Raw genomic sequence first — 20,617 nt, forward strand, 5'->3', positions numbered from 1 at the left:
GACGTCGACAGCAACCGGGTCGGGCTGGCGCAGTCGGCGACCGCGGGCGCACGCTTGGCGGTCGCCCGAACAGTCGGGGAGCGAGTCTCCGGCCGTCAGGTCCTGGGATGGATGGCGGGAGGTGCCTTGAGGGGGCTACCGCGGGTTTCCAGAGCGGCATCGGGGCGACCGTCGGCAGGTTCGGGACGACCGTCTTCCAAGCAACGCGGAAGTACGGCGGATACCGCGGAAGTGCTCGAGCCGCACGCGCTGGCGTGAGAGCGGCGGCCGCCTACCGCCTCACGAGGTTCTGATGAGCGGGCGTCGGGAGAACCGCCTGTCGCATGCCGGGGGAGTGCTCTACTTCCTCGGGATAGTCACCGTCTTCTCGATCATCTCGGTCCTCCTGTTCGGCACGCCTGCTCCGCCGGAGGATCTGGCCGTGACGACGGGGATCATGATGGTCGTCGACTCGATCTGGCTGGGGGTCGTACTCATCTGGGGACGGATCACACGGAAGCACCGTCGGAATCGGCTGGGGGGATAGCTCTCGAAACGGTTGGGAGGTTCGGGCGGATCGGCAGGTGCCCTGTCAACCTGTCCAGTCGTTCCAGGCGTGCGGCGGCTGTCCTCAGCAGCCGTTGTGACCATCCCGCTTCGAGATCCTCGGCCGCCGCGGCCGCCGGGCACCGGGCTTCCCGCGGTCCGCCGCCTTGTTGCGCGTCGCGTGCGTGGGGCGGCGTGGGCACTCTGGAGTCGCGTGACGGGGCGGCCCGGAGAGCCTGGTCGGTCGCGCGCCGAACAGTCGGCCCGTCCGTCAACGCCTGCGTGCCGGACCATGTCGTGACATCGTGATCGCAGCACCGGCACCGGGCGGCGGTCGCCGTGCCGGGACCCCACGGAGCGCGCGATGCGGTACCTCTTCCGGCCGCCGGCCGGCGACGCGACGGGCCTGCTCGCCCTGCCCTGGGAGCAGCCCCTCGAGGAGTGGGACCACGACCTCCTGCTCGACGTCCCGCAGCGCGGCATCTCCCGGCACGTGGTCCGCTTCGTCGCCGTCGAGGGCCGGGTCTACGCGCTGAAGGAGATCTCCGAGTCGCTGGCCAGGCACGAGTACGCGCTGCTCGCCGCCTTCGAGGGCGAGGGGCTCCCGGCGGTGTCGGTGCTGGGCATCTGCGTGGACCGGCCGGACGACCAGCAGGCCATCCTGGTCACCCGCTACCTCGAGTACTCGATGTCCTACCGCTGGCTGTTCTCCCGGCCGCAGGTCGACCACTCGGCCGAGCAGCTGCTCGACACGATGGTGGTGCTGCTGGTGCGGCTGCACCTGGCCGGGATCTTCTGGGGCGACTGCTCGCTGTCGAACACGCTGTTCCGTCTCGACGCCGGCACCTTCTCCGCCTACCTGGTCGACGCCGAGACGGTCGACCGGCACCCGCGGCTCTCGCCGGGCCAGCGGGCCTACGACGTCGACCTGGCCCGCGAGCGGGTCGGCGCCGAGCTGCTCGATCTCCGCTTCGGCGGCCTGCTGCCCGAGGGCATCGACCCGATCGAGGTGGCCGAGAGCCTCGCTCCCCGCTACGCATCGCTGTGGGAGGAGGTGACCCGGGAGGAGGTGTTCCGCACCGACGAGCAGCGCTACCGGGTCGCCGAGCGGCTGCAGCGGCTCAACGACCTGGGGTTCGACGTCGGCGAGGTCGAGCTGGTCACCACCGAGGAGGGCACCCGGCTGCGCGTGGAGACGCGGGTCGCCGAGCCCGGGCAGAACCGCCGGGAGCTGTTCCGGCTGACCGGTCTGGAGGTGCAGGAGCGCCAGGCGCAGCGGCTGGTCAACGACGTGCGCGCCTTCCGTGCCTACCTGGAGCAGAAGTCCGGGTCGCCGGTGCCGGAGACCATCGCCGGGCACCGCTGGCTGGCCGAGGTCTACCAGCCGGTCGTCGACGCGATCCCCCCGCACCTGGCCGGCCGGCTGGCGCCGGCGGAGATCTTCCACGAGGTGCTCGAGCACCGGTGGTTCCTCTCGGAGCGGGCCGGCCGCGACGTCGGAACGACGAAGGCGGCGCGGTCCTACGTCGACCACGTCCTGCCGCAGACGCCGAGCGAGGTCACCACGCCGTCGGTCATCGCCCGGCGGAAGTAGCCGCACGGAGGGGGGCTCGGCGGAGTGCCGGTCTCGGTCCAGTCGCGAATCGCTGCGGTCGGACCGGTTCGAATTGACACTCCCTGTGAGCTGTATCACGCTCCGATAGCCGTCGTGATCACCGTCGGGGGAACGCCAACGGAGGCGAGGACTGATGCCGAACGCTCCTGGTCGGAAACGCCAGAAGAAGAGGGCAGCGGGTGCCGCGGCCTCGCTCGTCGCGGTCGCCGCGCTGTCGGCCTGCGGAGGTGACTCGGGCGACGACTCGACGCTCACGTGGTACACCAACCCGGACGCCGGCGGGCAGGCCGAGATCGCCAGCCGGTGCACGGAGGAGGCCGACGGGGCCTATCGCATCGAGACCGCTCAGCTGCCGCGCGAGTCCTCCCAGCAGCGCGAGCAGCTCATCCGCCGGCTCGCCGCCGAGGACGACTCGATCGACCTCATCAGCCTCGACCCGCCCTACATTCCCGAGTTCGCCGAGGCGGGCTTCCTGGCGCCGGTGCCGGAGGACGTCGCCGAGCGGGTCACCGAGGGCGTCGTCCAGAGTGCCATCGACGGTTCGACGTGGGACGGCGAGATCGTCGCGGTCCCGTTCTGGGCCAACACCCAGCTCCTCTGGTACAAGGAGTCGGTCGCCGAGGCCGCAGGACTCGACATGGACGAGCCGGTCACCTGGCAGCAGCTGGTCGAGGCGGCCGAGGCCCAGGACACCCAGATCGCCGCGCAGGGCATCCGCGCCGAGGCGCTCACCGTCTGGATCAACGCGCTGATCGAAGGGGCCGGCGGCTCGATCATCGAGGAGACCGCCGAGGACCCGGAGGACATCGTGCTCGGCCTCGAGTCCGAGGCCGCCGTGGAAGCGGCCGAGGCGATGCGGTCGGTGGCGACCGTCGGTGGCCCGGCCTTCTCCACCGCAGGTGAGGACGCCAACGTCGTCGACTTCGAGGAGGGCGACGCCGCGTTCATGGTCAACTGGCCGTTCGTCTGGGGCCGGGCCCTCGACGCGGTCGAGGCAGGCACTCTGGACGCGAGCGTGCCCGAGGACTACGGCTGGGCGCGCTACCCGCGGACCGTCGAGGGCGAGGAGAGCAGGCCGCCCTACGGCGGTATCAACCTCGGCGTCGGTGCCTTCAGCCGGAACACGGACCTGGCCTACGAGGCCGCCGAGTGCATCGTCTCGCAGGAGAACCAGACCTACTACTTCCTCACCAACGGGAACCCGGCGTCCCTGGCGTCGGTCTTCGACGACCCCGAGGTGCTCGAGGTGTTCCCGCAGGCCCCGCTCATCCGGGAGTCGCTGGAGGCGGCCGCGCCCCGGCCGCAGACGGTCTACTACAGCGAGGTCTCCGGGGCGCTGCAGCGCGTCTACCACCCGGCGAGCTCGGTCGACCCGGGCACCACCGGCGAGGAAGCCGCCGAACTCATCAGGGCCGTCCTGCGAGGGGAGGAACTGCTGTGACCCAGACCACGCTTCCCCCGGTCAAGAAGACCGAGCCGGTCTCGGCACCCAAACGGGGGCTGAGCGACCGGTCGCGCAGCGAGCGGAAGCTCGGCTGGCTGCTGGCCGGCCCGGCGTTCGTGGTGATGCTCGCGGTCACCGCCTATCCGATCCTGCAGGCGGTCTACGAGTCGCTGTTCTCGTACCGACTCACCGACCCGGCCAACCGGGAGTTCACCGGGCTGACCAACTACTGGGTGATCCTCACCGACCCCATCTGGTGGCAGGCCATCTGGGTCACCGTCTTCATCACGGTGGTCACCGTGGCGGTGGAACTGGTGCTCGGCTTCGGGCTCGCCATGGTGATGGCCAAGGCGCTCAGCTCCATCCGGCCGGTGGTGCGCGCGGCGATCCTCATCCCGTACGCGGTGATCACCGTGGTCTCTGCTTTCGCCTGGCAGTTCGCCTTCGACATCAACACCGGTTTCGTGAACTCCTGGTTCGCCTGGATTCCCGGGGTGACCGCGGACACCGACTGGTTCGGCGACAGGTGGCAGTCCCTGTTGGTCATCTGCCTGGCGGAGATCTGGAAGACCACCCCGTTCATCTCGCTCCTGCTGCTGGCCGGTCTGGCGCAGGTGCCCGAGGTGCTGCAGGAGGCGGCGAAGGTCGACGGCGCCACGTGGTGGCAGCGGCTGTGGCGGGTGACGATCCCGAACATGAAGGCGGCGATCATGGTCGCCCTGCTGTTCCGCAGCCTGGACGCGTTCCGGGTCTTCGACAGCATCTTCATCATGACCGGTGGCGCCAACGGCACCGAATCGGTGTCGTTCCTCGCCTACCGGCAGACGATCGCACGATTGGAGATCGGGCTGGGATCGGCGGTGTCGGTGCTGCTCTTCCTCGTGGTGGTGCTCATCGCCTTCACCTTCATCAAGGCATTCAAGGTCGATCTGGCCTCGACGCGGGGGGAGTGACGATGTCCACTCGGAAGAAGGTCATGTGGTGGATCGGTGGCGCGATCATCGTCGTCTACGCGCTGTTCCCGATCGCCTGGATCATCTCCATCTCACTGAAGGCCCCGTCGGACATCGCCAACGGTCAGTTCCTGCCGAGCAGCGTCTCCTGGGGCAACTACGAGACGGTCCTGACCGGAGATGCGAGCGAACTGTTCCTGCCCGCGCTGCGCAATTCGTTCGGCATCTGCCTGATCGCCACGGCCATCTCCTGCCTGCTGGCGATGTTCGCCGCCTACGCGATCGCCCGGCTGGACTTCCCGGGCAAGAAGGTGATCCTCTCCACGGCGCTGGCGGTGGCGATCTTCCCGGTCATCTCGATCGTGACGCCGCTGTTCAACGTGTGGCGGCAGATCGGTCTCTACGACACCTGGCCAGGCCTCATCCTCCCGTACCTGTCGCTGACACTGCCCATCTCGATCTGGACGATGTCGGCCTTCTTCCGGGAGATCCCGTGGGAGATGGAGCAGGCCGCCCAGGTCGACGGCGCCACGACGTGGCAGGCGTTCCGCAAGGTGATCGTGCCGCTGGCCGCTCCCGGCGTGTTCACCACGGCGATCATCGCGTTCTTCATTGCCTGGAACGACTTCGTCTACGGGATCGTCCTGACCTCCACCGAGGCGGCCCGGCCCGTTCCGGCCGCGCTCGGCCTGTTCAGCGGCGCCTCCCAGTTCGAGGACCCGACGGGCGCGATCGCGGCGGCCGCCCTGATCGTGACGATCCCGGTCGTCGTCCTCGTGCTCCTCTTCCAGCGGCGCATCGTCGCCGGCCTCACCAACGGCGCGGTCAAGGGCTGACCGCCATGACCCCGACCTGCCCCACCTCATCGACCCACCGAGGGGACGACCACTGATGGCCTCCATCGAGATGAACAACATCGTCAAGAAGTACGGCGACGGGTTCCCGGCGGTGAACGACGTCAGCCTGGACATCGCCGACGGGGAGTTCATGATCCTGGTCGGCCCCTCCGGCTGCGGGAAGTCGACCCTGCTGCGGATGATCGTCGGCCTCGAGGACATCACCAGCGGCGACATGGTCATCGGGGGAAAGCGGGTCAACGACCTCGCACCGCGTGACCGCAACCTGTCGATGGTGTTCCAGAACTACGCGCTGTACCCGCACATGACGGTGTTCGAGAACATCGCCTTCCCGCTGCGGCTGGCCAAGATGCCCGACGACGAGGTGCGCCGCCGGGTGGACGAGGCCTCGGACGTGCTCGAGCTCGAGGAGCACCTGGAGCGCAAGCCGGCCAACCTCTCGGGTGGTCAGCGGCAGCGCGTCGCGATGGGCCGGGCCATCGTCCGGGAGGCCGAGGCGTTCCTCTTCGACGAGCCGCTGTCCAACCTCGACGCCAAGCTCCGGGGTCAGATGCGCACGGAGATCTCGCGGCTGCAGCGCCGGCTGGGGATCACCACCGTCTACGTCACCCACGACCAGACCGAGGCCATGACCCTCGGCGACCGGGTCTGCGTCCTGCGCAAGGGGAAGATCCAGCAGGTCGCGTCGCCGCGCGAGCTGTACGAGCAGCCGGTCAACCTCTTCGTGGCCGGGTTCATCGGGTCGCCGCCGATGAACTTCCTGCCGGCGACGCCCGAGGGCAACACCCTGCGGACGCCGTTCGGGACGATCGAGCTGGACGCCGGCCGCGCCGCCAAGGTGGCCGGCCGCGAGCTGCTCCTGGTCGGCATCCGGCCGGAGTACTTCGAGGACGCCTCCCTGGTCGACGAGGCCAAGCGCCCGCTCGGCTCGACGTTCCGGGCGCGGGTCGACGTCACCGAGTGGCTGGGGGACTCGCAGTACGCCTACATCCCGTACGAGGCGCCGGAGTCGATCCAGGCCCAGCTGCGCGACCTGTCCAAGGAACTGGACTCCGAGGAGCTGCGCACCCAGGCGATCGTGTCGATCGACGCGACCAGCCGCATCCGGGAGGGCCGGGATGCGGAGTTCTGGCTCGACAGCCGCAAGGTGCACGTGTTCGACCCGGAGTCGGGGGAGAACCTGACCCGCGATCCCGAGGCCGGCGCCGAGCTCACCCGGATGGCGACCCAGGACCGGGTCGAGCAGCTCGAGGACTCGCAGGCGCAGGCGGGCGGTGCGCTTGCGGGCCGTGCGCCCGCGGGCGGGGCGCAGGTGGGTGGGGCCACGGCGGCCTCGGCCTGACCCAGGCCCACCGAGTCCGGCGCTCGCGCGTCCCTGCAGGGCCGGACTCCTGGACGGGGCCACGCGTGGACATGCATGGAGCGCAGCCGGAGACGTGGTGGCGGGACGCCGTCGTCTACGAGGTGTACCTGCGGAGCTTCGCCGATTCCGACGGGGACGGGATCGGCGACCTCGGTGGTCTGCGCCGCCGGTTGCCCTACCTCGTCGACCTCGGCGTGGATGCGCTGTGGATCACCCCCTGGTACCCGTCGCCGATGGCCGACGGCGGGTACGACGTCGCCGACTACTGCGACATCGACTCCCGGTTCGGCACCCTCGCGGACGCCGACGCCCTGCTCGCCGAGGCCCACGGGCTCGGGCTCCGGGTCATCACCGACCTGGTCGCCAACCACACCTCCGACCGGCACCCGTGGTTCCTCGCGGCCCTGGCCGCCGGGCCTGGGTCGCCCGAGCGGAGCCGGTACTTCTTCCGCGACGGCCGGGCGGGCGGCTCGGAACCGCCGAACGACTGGATCAGCGCCTTCGGGGGCCCCGCCTGGACGCGGGTGCGGGACCCCGACGGCTCGCCGGGGCAGTGGTACCTGCACCTGTTCGCCCCGGAGCAGCCCGACCTCGACTGGGACCACCCGGGCGTCCGGGACGACTTCGACGCGATCCTGCGCTTCTGGTTCGACCGGGGGATCGACGGGATCCGGGTCGACGCCGCCCCCGCGATGGCGAAGGTGACGGGGCTGCCCGACGCCGGCCACGGACCGGGGGCCCTGTTCGAGTCCCGCACCTGGGTGGGCAACCCGCACTGGGACGTCGACGGGGTGCACGACATCCTCCGGCGCTGGCGGCGGATCGGGGACAGCTACGAGGGCGGTCGGCTGTTCGTCACCGAGGCAGTGGTGAACGGCCCCGAGCGGCTCAGCCGCTACGTCCGGCCGGACGAGATGCACACCAGCTTCAACTTCGACTACCTTGCCTCGCCGTGGGACGCCGGCCACCTCCGCGCCGTGATCGACGCCAGCCTGGCCGCCCTCGAACCGGTCGGGGCGCCGGCCACCTGGGTGCTGTCCAGCCACGACGAGACCCGGCACGTGACCCGGTTCGGCCGCGCCCGGAGCGCGGCCGCCACGATGGGCTTCGACACCGGCGCGCCGGCCGCCGACCTGGGAGTCGGGCTCCGCCGAGCCCGGGCGGCCGCGCTGCTCACCCTCGCCCTGCCCGGCTCGGCCTACGTCTACCAGGGCGAGGAGCTCGGCCTGCCCGAGGTGGAGGACCTGCCGGAGGAGGTGCTGCAGGACCCGACGTGGGAGCGGTCGGGCCACACCTCCCGGGGCCGTGACGGATGCCGCGTGCCCCTCCCGTGGTCGGGGGGCCGCCCGCCGTTCGGGTTCACCGACGACGGCGTCGAACCGTGGCTGCCGCAGCCCGCGGACTGGGCGGGTTCCACCGTCGCCGCACAACTGGCCGATCCGACGTCGACCCTGTCCCTCTACCGCACGGCGCTCCACCTCCGCCGGCGCATCCCGGGTGTGCGCAGCGGCGCCTTCTCCTGGTGGCGGACCGCAGACGACGTCGTGGCGTTCGATCGCGGACCCGCGTTCCGGTGCGTGGTGAACCTGTCGGACGAGCCGCTGGACCTGCGCGGTGCGGGCCGCCACCTCCTGTCCAGCGCACCCTGCGCGGACCTGCTCCCCCCGGACACCGCGGTCTGGCTGGAGCCCGGCGCCTCGTAGCCGGCCGTCTCCTGCGACCCGGGGCCGATCCCCGCGGCTATCGTCGACGCAGATGGTCGCGGCCACCGCGATCGCGCCGAGCCGAGGAGCCCCCGCTGTCCGAGCACGTCGAGCCGGCGGACGACGCGTCCGGGGGATCCTCCGCCGTCGCGCCGCCGAACCCGCTCCGCACCCGGCTGCTGCTGTCGCTGGCGGCCGCCGTCCTGCTGCTGGACCTGGTCACCAAGCTCGTCGTCGTGGCGACGATCGAGCCCGGCGAGGACATCCGGGTGCTCGGCGGCGCGCTGTACCTCACCAACCTGCGCAACACCGGTGCGGCCTTCTCCTTCGCGCAGGGCGCCACGGTGCTGTTCACCCTGATCGCGATCGTCGTCGCCGTCGTGATCGTCCGGACCGCCCGGCGACTGCGCTCGACCGGCTGGGCGGTGGCGCTGGGGCTGGTGCTGGGCGGGGCGCTGGGGAACCTGGTCGACCGCATCTTCCGCGACCCCGGGTTCCTCCGTGGCGGCGTCGTCGACTTCCTGTCGGTGTTCGGTCCCGACGGCAGCGTGTGGCCCGTGTTCAACGTCGCCGACTCGGCGATCGTCTGCGGCGGCATCCTCGGCGTGCTGCTGGCCTTCCGCGGCATCGAGTTCGACGGCACCCGGGACGACGGGTCCGACCGGGCCGACACCGCCTGAAACCACGCTGCGGCGTCCTGACCGACCCGACCCCGCACAATGGTGCGCGTGACCAGCGTTCCCGGCCTGCACCGGGCCCTTCCGGTGCCCGACGGGCTGGAGGGCCAGCGGGTCGACCAGGCCCTCTCCCGGCTGTTCGGGCTGAACCGCACCGCGGCGGCGGAGATCGCCGACGCCGGCCACGTCGTCGTCGACGGCCGGGTCCGTGGCAAGGGCGACCGGCTCAGCGGCGGGAGCTGGCTGGAGGTCGAGCTGCCGCCCCCGCCCGGCGAGCCCGCGCCGCCGAAGCCGGTCGAGGGGATGGCGATCCTGTACGACGACGACGACCTGGTGGTCGTCGACAAGCCGGTCGGCGTGGCCGCCCACCCGAGCCCCGGGTGGGACGGGCCCACCGTGATCGGTGGCCTGGCCGCCGCCGGCTTCCGGATCTCCACCTCCGGATCGGCCGAGCGGCAGGGCGTGGTGCACCGGCTGGACGCGGCGACGACGGGCGTGATGGTGGTGGCCAAGAGCGAGCGGGCCTACACCGCCCTCAAGGCGGCGTTCAAGGAGCGCACGGTCGAGAAGGGCTACCACGCGCTGGTGCAGGGGCACCCCGATCCCTCGCGCGGCACGATCGACGCGCCCATCGACCGCCACCCCCACCACGACTGGAGGTTCGCCGTCGTCAGCGGCGGCCGCCCCTCGGTCACCCACTACGAGGTGTCGGAGGCGTTCGCCGCCGCGAGCCTCGTGGACATCCGGCTGGAGACCGGCCGCACGCACCAGATCCGGGTGCACTTCTCCGCGCTGCGCCACCCCTGCGTCGGGGACACGACCTACGGCGCGGACCCCACGCTCGCCGCCCGGCTCGGCGTCTCCCGCCAGTGGCTGCACGCCGTGCGGCTGGGCTTCCCGCACCCGGCCGACGGACGCTGGGTGGAGTTCACCAGCGACTACCCGTCCGATCTCGCCGGCGCGCTGGCCCTGCTGCGCGCCGACAGCTGACGCCGGGACGGTGACGGGTCTGCCGGCCTCCCTCGCCGACTTCGGCCCCGCCGCGCTCGCCGCGGTGGTGGTCGCCGCCTACCTGGTGGTGGGCGAACCGGTGGTCGGCCAGGTGCTGCACCGGCGCTTCGAGGGCCGGCTGCGCACCGACAGCGGCGCCCGCCGCTCGTTCTACCGGCGGCTGCTCGTGCTCGAGTGGGGGCTCGCGGTGCTCGCGCTGGCGGTCTGGCTGTCCGCACCCGGTGTGGACGCCGCCGCCGTCGGGCTCCGCTGGCCGCAGGAGCGGCCGGGGCCGCTGGCCGCGGTGCTGGTCGTGGTGGTGCTGCTGCTCGTCGTCGCGTCGACCCGCCAGCTGCGGGCCGGTGCGCTGCTGGAGACGGCCCGGCCGGCGCGCCGGCCGGGTGAGGGGCGGCACGCCGAACCGCCCGGGCACTCGACCCTGGCCCTGCTGCCGCGCACCGACCGCGAGCGTCGGCTGTTCACCGTCGTCGGCCTCACCGCCGGCGTCTGCGAGGAGTGGCTGTACCGGGGGTTCTTCCTCGCCGTGGTCGCGGCCACGGCCGGTGGGGCGCCGACGGCGGTGCTGGTCGCCGTCGCCGCCGTGGCGTTCGGTCTCGCGCACGCCTACCAGGGCCGGGCGGGGATCATCACCACCGGCGTCCTCGGCGGTGTCATGGCCGTGCTCTACCTCGACACCGGCTCGCTCCTGCTGCCCGTGCTGCTGCACGCGCTGATCGACCTGCGCTTCCTCCTCGTGCCCGCCAGCGCGCTGCCGGGGCAGGCCCCCGGCGCCCAGGAGACGGCGGGTGGCTGAGCCGGCGGTGAGGATGGGTGGCATGGCCGTCCCGTCCGCGCAGCTCGCCACCACCGCCGACTGGCCCGAGGTCGCGGCCCTGCGTGCCCGGGTCTTCGTCGAGGAGCAGGGCGTCCCGCCCGAGATCGAGCGCGACGCCGCCGACGCGTCCGCGGTCCACGTGCTCAGCCGGGACGGCACCGGGCGGGTGGTGGCCACCGGCCGGGTGCTCGTCGACGGCGCCACGGCACGGATCGGCCGGATGGCGGCCGCCGCCGAGGTCCGGGGCCGGGGGCACGGCGGCGTGGTCCTGGACGAGCTGCACCGCCAGGCGCTGCGGCTCGGTGCCACGGCCGTGGAGCTGCACGCCCAGCTGCCGGCCCGGCGCTTCTACGAGCGGGCCGGGTACACCGCCGTGGGTGAGGTCTTCGAGGAGGCCGGGATCGCCCACGTCACCATGCGCCGGCGGCTCGGGGAGGGGCCGGCGGGAACCGTGTGACGGAGTGGTCCGGATCGCCGAGACACGAACTGTCGGTGGTCGCCGGTAGACCTGTCGAGGTGCGAGGATCGCAGGCACCGGTCACCGCTGGAGCGTCACCGCCGAACGGCCTTCCCCGCCGGTCATGAGAACCACCCCGTCGACCCTGCCCGCCCCGCGCCGGCCGGGCCGTCGAGACCCGTGAGGAGCACCCCGCACCGTGAGCAGCCCGTCCCGCGACGAGAACTTCGTGCACCTGCACGTGCACACCGAGTACTCGATGCTGGACGGCGCGGCGAAGCTGCCGGAGGTCACCGCAGCGGCCGCGGCGCAGGGCATGCCGGCGCTGGCGATGACCGACCACGGGAACGTCTTCGGCGCCTACGACTTCTACAAGCAGGCCAACGCCGCCGGTGTGAAGCCGATCATCGGCATGGAGGGGTACTACACCCCGGGCTCGCGGTTCGACCGCGCCCCGTTCGACTTCGGCGACAAGCTCCTCGACGAGGAGGGCGACGGCGGGTCCAACCGCGGCAAGGCCGCCTACACCCACATGACGCTGCTCGCGCGCACCACCGAGGGCATGCACAACCTGTTCCGCATCTCCTCGCTGGCCAGCCTGGAGGGGCAGTACCGCAAGCCGCGGTTCGACCGCGACCTGCTCGAGCGGTACGGCAAGGGCCTGATCGCCACCACCGGCTGCCCCTCGGGCGAGGTGAACATGTGGCTGCGCGCCGGCAAGGAGGACAAGGCGCGCCAGGCGGCCGCCGACTTCCAGGACATCTTCGGGCGGGAGAACTTCTACGCCGAGCTGATGGACCACGGGCTGTCCATCGAGAAGAAGACCCGCCCGGCGCTGCTGGCGATCGCGAAGGACCTCGGCATCCCGCTGCTGGCGACCAACGACCTCCACTACACGCACAAGGAGGACGCCGACGCCCACGACGCCCTGCTGTGCATCCAGACCGGCTCCCGGCTCAACGAGCCGAACCGCTTCAAGTTCAACGGCGACGGCTACTACCTGAAGTCCGCGGCGGAGATGCGGGCGCTGTTCACCGGCGACCTGCGCGAGGCCTGTGACAACACCCTGCTGGTGGCCGAGCAGTGCGAGGTGTCCTTCACCGAGGGCGCCGACCTGATGCCCCGGTTCCCGCTGCCGCCGGGGGAGGACGAGACCTCCTGGTTCGTCAAGGAGGTCGAGCGCGGCCTGCACAAGCGCTGGCCGGGCGGCATCCCCGACCACGTGCGCAAGCAGGCCGACTACGAGGTCGGGATCATCACCCAGATGGGCTTCCCGGGGTACTTCCTCGTCGTCGCCGACTTCATCAACTGGGCGAAGGACAACGGCATCCGGGTCGGCCCGGGCCGCGGCTCGGCCGCGGGCTCGCTGGCCGCCTACGCGATGGGCATCACCGACCTCGACCCGCTGGCGCACGGGCTGATCTTCGAGCGGTTCCTCAACCCCGAGCGCGTGTCCATGCCCGATGTCGACATCGACTTCGACGACCGCCGCCGGGGTGAGGTCATCCAGTACGTCTCGCAGAAGTACGGCGAGGAGCGGGTCAGCCAGATCGTCACCTACGGCACGATCAAGGCCAAGGCCGCGATCAAGGACGCCGCCCGCGTGCTCGACCGCCCGTACTCGGTCGGCGACGAGCTGACCAAGCTCATGCCGCCGGGCGTCATGGGCAAGGACATCCCGCTGTCGGGCATCTTCGACCCCGCGCACCCCCGGTACAAGGAGGCCGCGGAGTTCCGGGCCCGCTACGAGTCCGACCCCGGCGCCGCCGAGGTGGTCGACCAGGCCCGCAAGCTCGAGGGGCTGAAGCGGCAGTGGGGCGTGCACGCCGCCGGCGTCATCATCGGCCGCTACCCGCTGATCGACAGCATCCCGATCATGCGGCGCGAGGCCGACGGGGCGGTCATCACGCAGTTCGACTACCCGACGTGCGAGACGCTCGGCCTGCTCAAGATGGACTTCCTGGGCCTGCGCAACCTCACTGTCATCGACGACGCGCTGCGCAACATCGTGCTGAACGGCAAGGAGCCGATCGACCTCGACGAGCTCAGCAAGGACCTCACCGACAAGGCGACCTACGAGCTGCTGGGCCGGGGCGACACCCTGGGTGTGTTCCAGTTCGACGGCGGCCCGATGCGCTCGCTGCTGCGGCTGATGCGGCCGGACAACTTCGAGGACATCTCCGCCGTCGGCGCGCTCTACCGGCCGGGTCCGATGGGCGCGAACTCGCACACGAACTACGCGCTGCGCAAGAACGGCCAGCAGGAGATCACGCCGATCCACCCGGAGCTGGCCGAGCCGCTCGAGGAGATCCTCGGCCAGACCTACGGCCTGATCGTCTACCAGGAGCAGGTCATGGCGATCGCGCAGAAGGTCGCCGGGTACAGCCTCGGCAAGGCCGACCTGCTGCGCCGCGCGATGGGCAAGAAGAAGAAGTCGGTCCTCGACGCCGAGTTCGTCGGCTTCGAGGCGGGGATGAAGGCCAACGGCTTCTCCGCCGCGGCCATCAAGACGCTCTGGGACATCCTGGTCCCGTTCGCCGACTACGCCTTCAACAAGGCCCACTCCGCCGCCTACGGCCTGGTGTCGTACTGGACGGCGTTCCTCAAGGCGAACTACCCGGCCGAGTACATGGCGGGGCTGCTCACCAGCGTGGGCGACGACAAGGACCGCCGGCCTATCTACCTGGCCGAGTGCCGGCGGATGGGCATCAAGGTGCTCCCGCCGGACGTCAACGAGTCGTCCTGGGACTTCACCGCCGTCGGCACCGACGTCCGCTTCGGCCTCGCCTCGGTGCGCAACGTCGGGACCAACGTCGTCGACTCGATCGTCCGCGCCCGCGAGGAGAAGGGCGCGTTCAAGGACTTCGCCGACTTCATGCGCAAGATCGACACGGTCGCCTGCAACAAGAAGGTCATCGAGTCCCTGGCCAAGGCCGGCGCGTTCGACTCGCTGGGTCACTCGCGGCAGGGCATCGTGGCCGTCCACGCGCAGGCGGTCGACTCGGCCATGGGGCTCAAGCGCAAGGAGGCCGAGGGCCAGTTCGACCTGTTCGGCAGCTTCGGTGACGAGGGGGCGGCCGACGACCCGTTCGCCGGCGCCCTCGACATCACCATCCCCACCGCCGACTGGTCGAAGAGCGAGCGGCTGATGTTCGAGCGCGACATGCTCGGCCTCTACGTCTCCGACCACCCGCTGCACGGGGTGGAGCACGTGCTGACCTCGCACGCCGACACGCCCATCGCCGAGATCAACGCCGGCGGCGTGGAGGACGGCGCGAACGTGACCATCGCGGGCATCCTCACCGCGGTGTCCCCGCGCACCAACAAGCAGGGCGCGCCGTGGGCGATCGCGACGCTGGAGGACCTCGAATCGGGCATCGAGGTGCTGTTCTTCCCGAAGACCTGGGCCGAGGTCTCGGAGAAGGTGGTCCGCGACCAGATCGTGGTGGTCAAGGGGCGGATCAGCCGGCGCGACGACCAGCCGTCGCTGTTCGGGTCGGAGGTCAGCATCCCGGAGCTCACGGAGGGCCCGCGCGGCCCGGTGCTCGTCTCGATGGCGGCGGCGCGCTGCACCCCACCGGTGGTGGAGCGGCTCCGCGAGGTGCTCGGCAGCCACCCGGGCACGACCGAGGTGCAGCTCAAGCTGGTCAACGGCAGCCGGGAGACCGTCCTGCGGCTGGACCAGGGGCTCCGGGTGCGGCCCAGCACCGCGCTCATGGGCGACATCAAGGCGTTGCTGGGCCCGACCAGCGTGGCGATCCTCTGAGCGCGCCGTCGGGCACTCCCCGACGGTGCCCGGACGTCCCCCGGCCGGCCGCCGTTGGTTCACTGGACGGGTGAGCACCCCACCACTGCCCGCCCAGCCGGCCCTCGGGGTGCCCCCGCACGCCTACTGGCGGGGCTGGCCGGAGGTCCGGCAGGACCTGCGGGCCGGGCGCGCGCTGGGGTTCGGCCTGGTGCTCGCGGGCGTCCCCGCCGGCGTCCTGTGGTGGCTGCTCGCGCCCCGGGCGGACTACCAGATCACCGAGGCCGGGCCGGTGGTGCTCGGCCGGCCGTCGGGTGAGCTGCAGATCGCCGACGACACCGTCCTGCTCCTCATCCTGCTCACTCTCGGGGCGCTGGCCGGCGCTGCGGCCTGGCTGCTGCGCCGGGGCCGCGGCGTCGGCATGCTGCTGGTGCTCGCGGTGGGGGCGTCGTTGGCCGCGCTGATCGCCTGGCAGACCGGCGAACTGCTGGGCCCCGCGCCCACGGAGGCCGCACTCGCCGACGTCGGCACGCAGGTCACCACCGGGCTGACGCTCGGCTCGCTGCCGGCGCTCGCCGCCGCACCGTTCGCGGCGCTGCTGGTCTACCTGGTGGGGGCGCTGGTCGCCGTCGACGACGGCCTCGGCCGCCCGGTCGGCGACGACGTCGCGCCGCCGGCACGCACGGCCGTCCCGCCCGCGGGCGGAGGGTCGGTCAGTTCACCGTCATCGGGGTGGTGAACTGCTGCAGCGGCGCGGGCACCGCGCCGAGCGCCTGCAGCATCGTCAGCTCGCGACGGAGCAGCCGCGACTCCAGCGCCAGCCGCCGCCGGGTGGCCGACTCGGCGAGCAGCGCCTGCCGGTCCTCGGTGGTGAGCAACGCGGACGACGCCACCAGCCAGGACAGCGCCTCCGGGTCGTCGGCGGCCGCGGCCAGCCGCACCGCTGCCTCGGCGCCGTCACCGTGCGCGCCGGCGCCCAGCGCCGACACCTCGGCCACGTACCGGGTGAACAGCGCGCCCACGCCGCGGGCCAGCAGGACGAGCGAGCCACGGGTGACGGATGCGGCGACGTCGTCGAGCGGTGGCGCGTCGAGGCCCGATGCGTCGGTGAGCGTCTCGGCGTCCCCGGCCGCCTCCTCGGCGGCCTCCTCCTCGGCCAGCCACTCCACCTCGGCCTGCAGATAGGGCGGGTCGTCGGCGACGACGACGTCGAGCAGGCGGAACCGCTCGCCGCCGACCGTGACGATCCGGAAACCGCCGTCGGGCTGGGGCTGGACCCGCTGCAGCCGCGCGGCGCAGCCGATGTCGTACAGCGCCGCCGCCGGGGCCACCCGCTCGACCTCCCAGCCCTGCCGGATCGCCACGACACCGAAGAACCGGCGGTCGTCCTCGGGGAGGGACGTCAGGTCGCGCATCAGCCGGCGGTAGCGCGGCTCGAAGATCTGCAGCGGCAGCACCACCCCGGGGAACAGCGGCTGCCCGAGCGGGAACAGCGGGATCAGCTCGGCCATCCCGGGAAGCGTACGGGCCGCCGGGCCGTCCGCCGTCCGGGCGCCCCCGGCGCGGCCGGAACCGCTGGCTACCCTGAGGATCCCGATTCACCTCCGGAGGTGGCCCGTGCTCGCCCGCATCGACCTGCGTGGATCCACGCTGCCCGGCGTCCGGGAGCTCTCCGGGCTGCTGCCGCGGGCCGCCACCGACATCGACTCGGTGCTCGCCACCGTCCGCCCGCTGTGCGAGGACGTACGGCTCCGGGGCGCCCAGGCGGTCCGTGAGATCACCGCCCGGCTCGACGGGGTGGACGCCGAGGACTTCGCCGTGCCGAAGGAGGCGCTGGACCGGGCGCTGGCCGAGTGCGACCCAACGCTGCGCGAAGCCCTGGAGGAGTCGATCTCCCGGGTCCGGACGGTGCACACCGACCAGCGCCGCACCGACGTCACCACCCAGGTCGTCGGCGGCGGCAGCGTGACCGAGCGCTGGCTGCCGGTCCGCCGTGTGGGGCTGTACGTGCCCGGTGGGCTCGCCCCCCTGCTGTCCAGCGTCGTGATGAACGTCGTGCCCGCGCAGATCGCCGGCGTCGAGTCGATCGCCGTCGCCTCGCCGCCGCAGCGCGACCACGGTGGCCTGCCCGATCCGGGCGTCCTGGCGGCCTGCGCCCTGCTCGGGGTGACCGAGGTGTACGCCGTCGGCGGCGCCCAGGCGATCGCCGTGTTCGGCTACGGCGCCGGGTCCTGCGAGCCGGTCGACATGGTCACCGGGCCGGGCAACGTCTACGTGACCGCCGCGAAGCGGCTGCTGCGCGGGCTCATCGGCATCGACTCCGAAGCCGGCCCGACGGAGGTCGCGATCCTCGCCGACGACACCGCCGACCCGGCGCACGTCGCCGCTGACCTGATCAGCCAGGCCGAGCACGACCCGCTGGCCGGCGCGGTGCTGGTGACCGACAGCGAGGAGCTGGCCGACGCCGTCCTGGCGCTGGTGCCCGCGCAGGTGGCGGCCACCAAGCACTCCGACCGGATCACCACCGCACTGGACGGCAGCCAGTCGGGGATCGTGCTCGTCGACGACCTCGAGGACGGGCTGCGGGTGGTCGACGCCTACGCCGCCGAGCACCTGGAGATCCAGACCCGGGACGCCCGCGAGGTCGCGCTGCGGGTGCGGAACGCGGGCGCGATCTTCGTCGGCGCCTGGTCGCCGGTCTCGCTGGGTGACTACATCGCCGGGTCCAACCACGTGCTGCCCACCGGCGGGTGCGCCCGGCACTCCAGCGGCCTGTCCGTGCAGTCGTTCCTGCGCGGCATCCACCTCGTCGAGTACGACGAGCAGGCGCTCGCCGACGTCGCCCGGCACGTCGATGCCCTCGCCGGCGCCGAGGACCTCCCGGCGCACGCCGCCGCCGTCCGCATCCGGCAGCGGTCGTGACGTCGCTCGAGGACCTTCCCCTCCGGCCCGAGCTGCGCGGGCGCACGCCCTACGGCGCCCCCCAGGTCCCGGCCACCCACCGGCTCAACACCAACGAGAACCCGCACCCGCTGCCGGCCGAGCTGCTCGCCGACCTGGGCGAGGCACTCGGGCATGCGGCGCTGGAGCTCAACCGGTACCCCGACCGGGACGCCGTGGCGCTGCGCACCGACCTCGCGGCCTACCTCGCGCGCACCAGCGGCCAGCCGGTGGAGCCGGCGCAGGTGTGGGCGGCCAACGGCTCCAACGAGGTGCTCCAGCAGATCCTGCAGGCCTTCGGGGGAGCGGGGCGCACCGCGCTGGGGTTCACGCCCTCGTACTCGATGCACCCGATCATCGCCGCGGGCACCGGGACGGCGTGGGCCGACGGGCACCGCGCGGCAGACTTCACCATCGACGTCGCGGCCGCCGTCGCGCAGGTGCGGGAGGTGCGGCCCGACGTCGTGTTCGTCACCAGCCCGAACAACCCGACCGGCACCGCCGTCGACCTGGACACCGTCGTCGCCCTGTACGAGGCGACCGAGGGGGTCGTCGTCGTGGACGAGGCCTACACCGAGTTCGCCCGCACCGGCACGGTCTCGGCGCTCGCGCTGCTGCCCGGGCGCCCGCGGCTGATCGTCAGCCGCACGATGAGCAAGGCCTTCGGGATGGCCGGGCTGCGGCTGGGCTACCTGGCCGCGGACCCCGCCGTCGTCGATGCGCTGCAGCTCGTCCGCCTGCCGTACCACCTCAGCTCGCTCACCCAGGCCGCCGCGCGGGCCGCGCTCGCGCACACCGACGCGCTCCTCGGCACCGTCGACGCGGTGAAGGAGCAGCGTGACCGGATCGTCGCCGCGCTGCCCGGCCTCGGGCTGACCAGCGTCCCCAGCGACGCCAACTTCGTGCTGTTCGGGCACTTCGCGGACGCGGGGAAGGCCTGGCAGGCGCTGCTGGACCGCGGGGTGCTCGTGCGGGACGTCGGCCTGCCCGGCTGGCTCCGCGTCACGGCCGGCACGGCCGCGGAGACCGATGCGTTCCTCACCGCGCTGGGTGAGGTCGCGCCGGACCACCGCACGACTCTGGGAGACTGACCGCATGACCCGCACCGCACGCGTCGAGCGACAGACCAACGAGACCAAGCTCGTGGTGGAGCTCGACCTCGACGGCACCGGCGCCAGCTCGATCAGCACGGGCGTGGGGTTCTACGACCACATGCTGACGGCGCTGTCCAAGCACAGCGGCATCGACCTGACCGTGCGCGCCGACGGTGACCTGCACATCGACGCGCACCACACGGTGGAGGACGTCGCCATCGCCCTGGGCCAGGCGTTCGCCGAGGCGATGGGGGACAAGAGGGGGATCACCCGCTACGGCGATGCCACGATCCCCATGGACGAGGTGCTGGTGCAGGCCGCGGTGGACCTCTCCGGCCGGCCGTACTTCGTGCACGCCGAGCCCGAGAACATGACCCCGGTGATCGGGCCGGACTACCCGACCAGCCTGACCAAGCACGTGCTGGAGTCCTTCGCGTTCAACGCGCGGATCAGCCTGCACGTGCGGGTCCTCTACGCCGGCCGGGACGCCCACCACATCGTCGAGGGCCAGTTCAAGGCGCTGGCGCGGGCGCTGCGCACCGCCGTGGCGCTCGACCCGCGGGTCACCGACGTGCCGTCGACCAAGGGCGCCCTGTAGCCCGGTGGACTTCGGCCTGATCCTCGTCGTGCTCGGCGGGTTTCTCCTGGGCGGTGCCTGGAGCATCTGGCGGGCGGACTCCGAGACCGCCGGGCGCACCGGGCCGCAGGTCGTCTTCGCCGCCATCCTGCTGCTCGCCGCGCTGCTCGCCTCGGTCTCGGGCATCCTCCGGCTCGTGTGAGCCGCGGCGACGAGGACCGGTTCGTCGAGCTGGTCGCCGCGGACCCCACCGTGCGTGCCGTGCTCGAGCGTGCCCCCGCGCTGGGCCTGGACGACTGGTGGCTCACGGCGGGGGTGCTCTTCCAGACGGTGTGGAACGCCCTCACCGGCCGCCCGGCCGGCACCGGCATCCGCGACGCCGACTGCTTCTACTTCGACCCCGACACGTCCTGGGCGGCGGAGGACGCGGTGATCCGGGCGGGCGCGGACCTGTTCGCCGATCTGCCCGTTCCGGTGGAGATGCGCAACGAGGCCCGCGTGCATCTCTGGTACGAGCGGAAGTTCGGCGTGCCGGCCGCGCCGTTCCGCGACTGCGCCGACGCCATCGACCACTTCGCCGCCGTCTGCTGCTGCTACGGGATCCGGGTGGGCGGCGGCGGCGCGGTCGAGGTGTACGCACCGCACGGCTACGACGACCTGTTCGCGCTCATCGTGAGGCCGAACCCGCGACTGGCGCCGCGGCACGTCTACGAGGCCAAGGCCGCGCGCTGGGTCGAGGAGTGGCCCGAGCTCACGGTCCTGCCCTGGCCGGAGCAGCCGTCCCGCTGACCACGGGCAGGGCCCAACCCGTCCGCGAGCGTTCGGGTTCTGCGGTGCTGCGG

At 72.2% G+C, this 20,617-nt stretch carries 19 protein-coding genes; 18 read left to right on the plus strand and 1 reads right to left on the minus strand.

Features of this window, described 5'->3' with window-relative positions; all coding sequences use genetic code 11:
* Window positions 1–292 precede the first annotated feature (292 nt).
* From ABDB74_RS07970 to ABDB74_RS08030, 13 genes are all read left to right on the plus strand, one after another.
* Complete coding sequence (locus ABDB74_RS07970) at window positions 293–526, plus strand: hypothetical protein (RefSeq protein WP_346623107.1); 234 nt, start codon at window positions 293–295, stop codon at window positions 524–526.
* A 363-nt stretch (window positions 527–889) separates the two neighbouring features.
* Window positions 890–2,119 carry a DUF4032 domain-containing protein gene (locus ABDB74_RS07975; RefSeq protein WP_346623109.1) on the plus strand — a complete coding sequence of 410 codons (1,230 nt, stop codon included), beginning with the start codon at window positions 890–892 and terminating at the stop codon, window positions 2,117–2,119.
* A 154-nt stretch (window positions 2,120–2,273) separates the two neighbouring features.
* Window positions 2,274–3,581 carry an extracellular solute-binding protein gene (locus tag ABDB74_RS07980; RefSeq protein WP_346623111.1) on the plus strand — a complete coding sequence of 436 codons (1,308 nt, stop codon included), beginning with the start codon at window positions 2,274–2,276 and terminating at the stop codon, window positions 3,579–3,581.
* Window positions 3,578–4,537, plus strand: a complete 960-nt coding sequence (locus tag ABDB74_RS07985; RefSeq protein WP_346623113.1) for a sugar ABC transporter permease — start codon at window positions 3,578–3,580, stop codon at window positions 4,535–4,537. The genes ABDB74_RS07980 and ABDB74_RS07985 overlap by 4 nt, the downstream gene beginning before the upstream one ends.
* A 2-nt stretch (window positions 4,538–4,539) precedes the next feature.
* Window positions 4,540–5,373, plus strand: coding sequence for a carbohydrate ABC transporter permease (locus ABDB74_RS07990; protein ID WP_346623115.1), 834 nt, complete (start codon window positions 4,540–4,542; stop codon window positions 5,371–5,373).
* Between the two features lie 55 nt (window positions 5,374–5,428).
* Window positions 5,429–6,736, plus strand: coding sequence for a sn-glycerol-3-phosphate ABC transporter ATP-binding protein UgpC (locus ABDB74_RS07995; RefSeq protein ID WP_346623117.1), 1,308 nt, complete (start codon window positions 5,429–5,431; stop codon window positions 6,734–6,736).
* A gap of 71 nt (window positions 6,737–6,807) precedes the next feature.
* Window positions 6,808–8,460 carry a glycoside hydrolase family 13 protein gene (locus ABDB74_RS08000; RefSeq protein WP_346623119.1) on the plus strand — a complete coding sequence of 551 codons (1,653 nt, stop codon included), beginning with the start codon at window positions 6,808–6,810 and terminating at the stop codon, window positions 8,458–8,460.
* Between the two features lie 188 nt (window positions 8,461–8,648).
* A complete protein-coding gene (lspA, locus tag ABDB74_RS08005) occupies window positions 8,649–9,140 on the plus strand; it encodes a signal peptidase II (RefSeq protein ID WP_346623862.1) in 492 nt (163 codons plus the stop codon).
* 39 nt (window positions 9,141–9,179) lie between these two features.
* Window positions 9,180–10,127: an RluA family pseudouridine synthase gene (locus tag ABDB74_RS08010; protein WP_346623121.1), complete on the plus strand. Its 948-nt coding sequence runs from the start codon at window positions 9,180–9,182 to the stop codon at window positions 10,125–10,127.
* A gap of 10 nt (window positions 10,128–10,137) precedes the next feature.
* Complete coding sequence (locus ABDB74_RS08015) at window positions 10,138–10,941, plus strand: CPBP family intramembrane glutamic endopeptidase (protein ID WP_346623123.1); 804 nt, start codon at window positions 10,138–10,140, stop codon at window positions 10,939–10,941.
* Window positions 10,942–10,963: 22 nt separating this feature from the next.
* Window positions 10,964–11,419, plus strand: a complete 456-nt coding sequence (locus ABDB74_RS08020; protein ID WP_346623125.1) for a GNAT family N-acetyltransferase — start codon at window positions 10,964–10,966, stop codon at window positions 11,417–11,419.
* Between the two features lie 199 nt (window positions 11,420–11,618).
* A complete protein-coding gene (gene dnaE / locus ABDB74_RS08025; RefSeq protein WP_346623127.1) occupies window positions 11,619–15,185 on the plus strand; it encodes a DNA polymerase III subunit alpha in 3,567 nt (1,188 codons plus the stop codon).
* Window positions 15,186–15,255: 70 nt separating this feature from the next.
* Window positions 15,256–15,903 carry a hypothetical protein gene (locus ABDB74_RS08030; RefSeq protein ID WP_346623129.1) on the plus strand — a complete coding sequence of 216 codons (648 nt, stop codon included), beginning with the start codon at window positions 15,256–15,258 and terminating at the stop codon, window positions 15,901–15,903.
* Here ABDB74_RS08030 and ABDB74_RS08035 read toward each other — a convergent pair.
* Complete coding sequence (locus ABDB74_RS08035) at window positions 15,878–16,675, minus strand: LON peptidase substrate-binding domain-containing protein (RefSeq protein WP_346623131.1); 798 nt, start codon at window positions 16,673–16,675, stop codon at window positions 15,878–15,880. The two genes, ABDB74_RS08030 and ABDB74_RS08035, sit on opposite strands and share 26 nt — an antisense overlap.
* Before the next feature lie 106 nt (window positions 16,676–16,781).
* Between ABDB74_RS08035 and hisD the strand changes: the two genes are divergently transcribed.
* The 5 genes from hisD to ABDB74_RS08060 are packed head-to-tail and all read left to right on the plus strand — an operon-like array spanning window position 16,782 to window position 20,564.
* Window positions 16,782–18,086 carry a histidinol dehydrogenase gene (hisD, locus tag ABDB74_RS08040; RefSeq protein WP_346623133.1) on the plus strand — a complete coding sequence of 435 codons (1,305 nt, stop codon included), beginning with the start codon at window positions 16,782–16,784 and terminating at the stop codon, window positions 18,084–18,086.
* Entirely contained in the window at window positions 18,083–19,195 is a 1,113-nt protein-coding gene (locus ABDB74_RS08045; RefSeq protein ID WP_346623134.1) for a histidinol-phosphate transaminase, read from the plus strand. The genes hisD and ABDB74_RS08045 overlap by 4 nt, the downstream gene beginning before the upstream one ends.
* Before the next feature lie 4 nt (window positions 19,196–19,199).
* On the plus strand, window positions 19,200–19,796 hold the full coding sequence (gene hisB, locus ABDB74_RS08050; protein WP_346623135.1) for an imidazoleglycerol-phosphate dehydratase HisB: 597 nt from the start codon (window positions 19,200–19,202) through the stop codon (window positions 19,794–19,796).
* A 4-nt stretch (window positions 19,797–19,800) separates the two neighbouring features.
* The gene (locus ABDB74_RS08055; RefSeq protein WP_346623136.1) at window positions 19,801–19,977 is read left to right on the plus strand and encodes a hypothetical protein; all 177 of its coding nucleotides are present in this window, start codon (window positions 19,801–19,803) and stop codon (window positions 19,975–19,977) included.
* Window positions 19,974–20,564, plus strand: coding sequence for a nucleotidyltransferase family protein (locus tag ABDB74_RS08060; protein WP_346623138.1), 591 nt, complete (start codon window positions 19,974–19,976; stop codon window positions 20,562–20,564). The genes ABDB74_RS08055 and ABDB74_RS08060 overlap by 4 nt, the downstream gene beginning before the upstream one ends.
* Window positions 20,565–20,617: the final 53 nt, after the last annotated feature.

The organism is Blastococcus sp. HT6-4 (assembly GCF_039679125.1).
GTDB classification, from domain to species: Bacteria; Actinomycetota; Actinomycetes; order Mycobacteriales; family Geodermatophilaceae; genus Blastococcus; species Blastococcus montanus.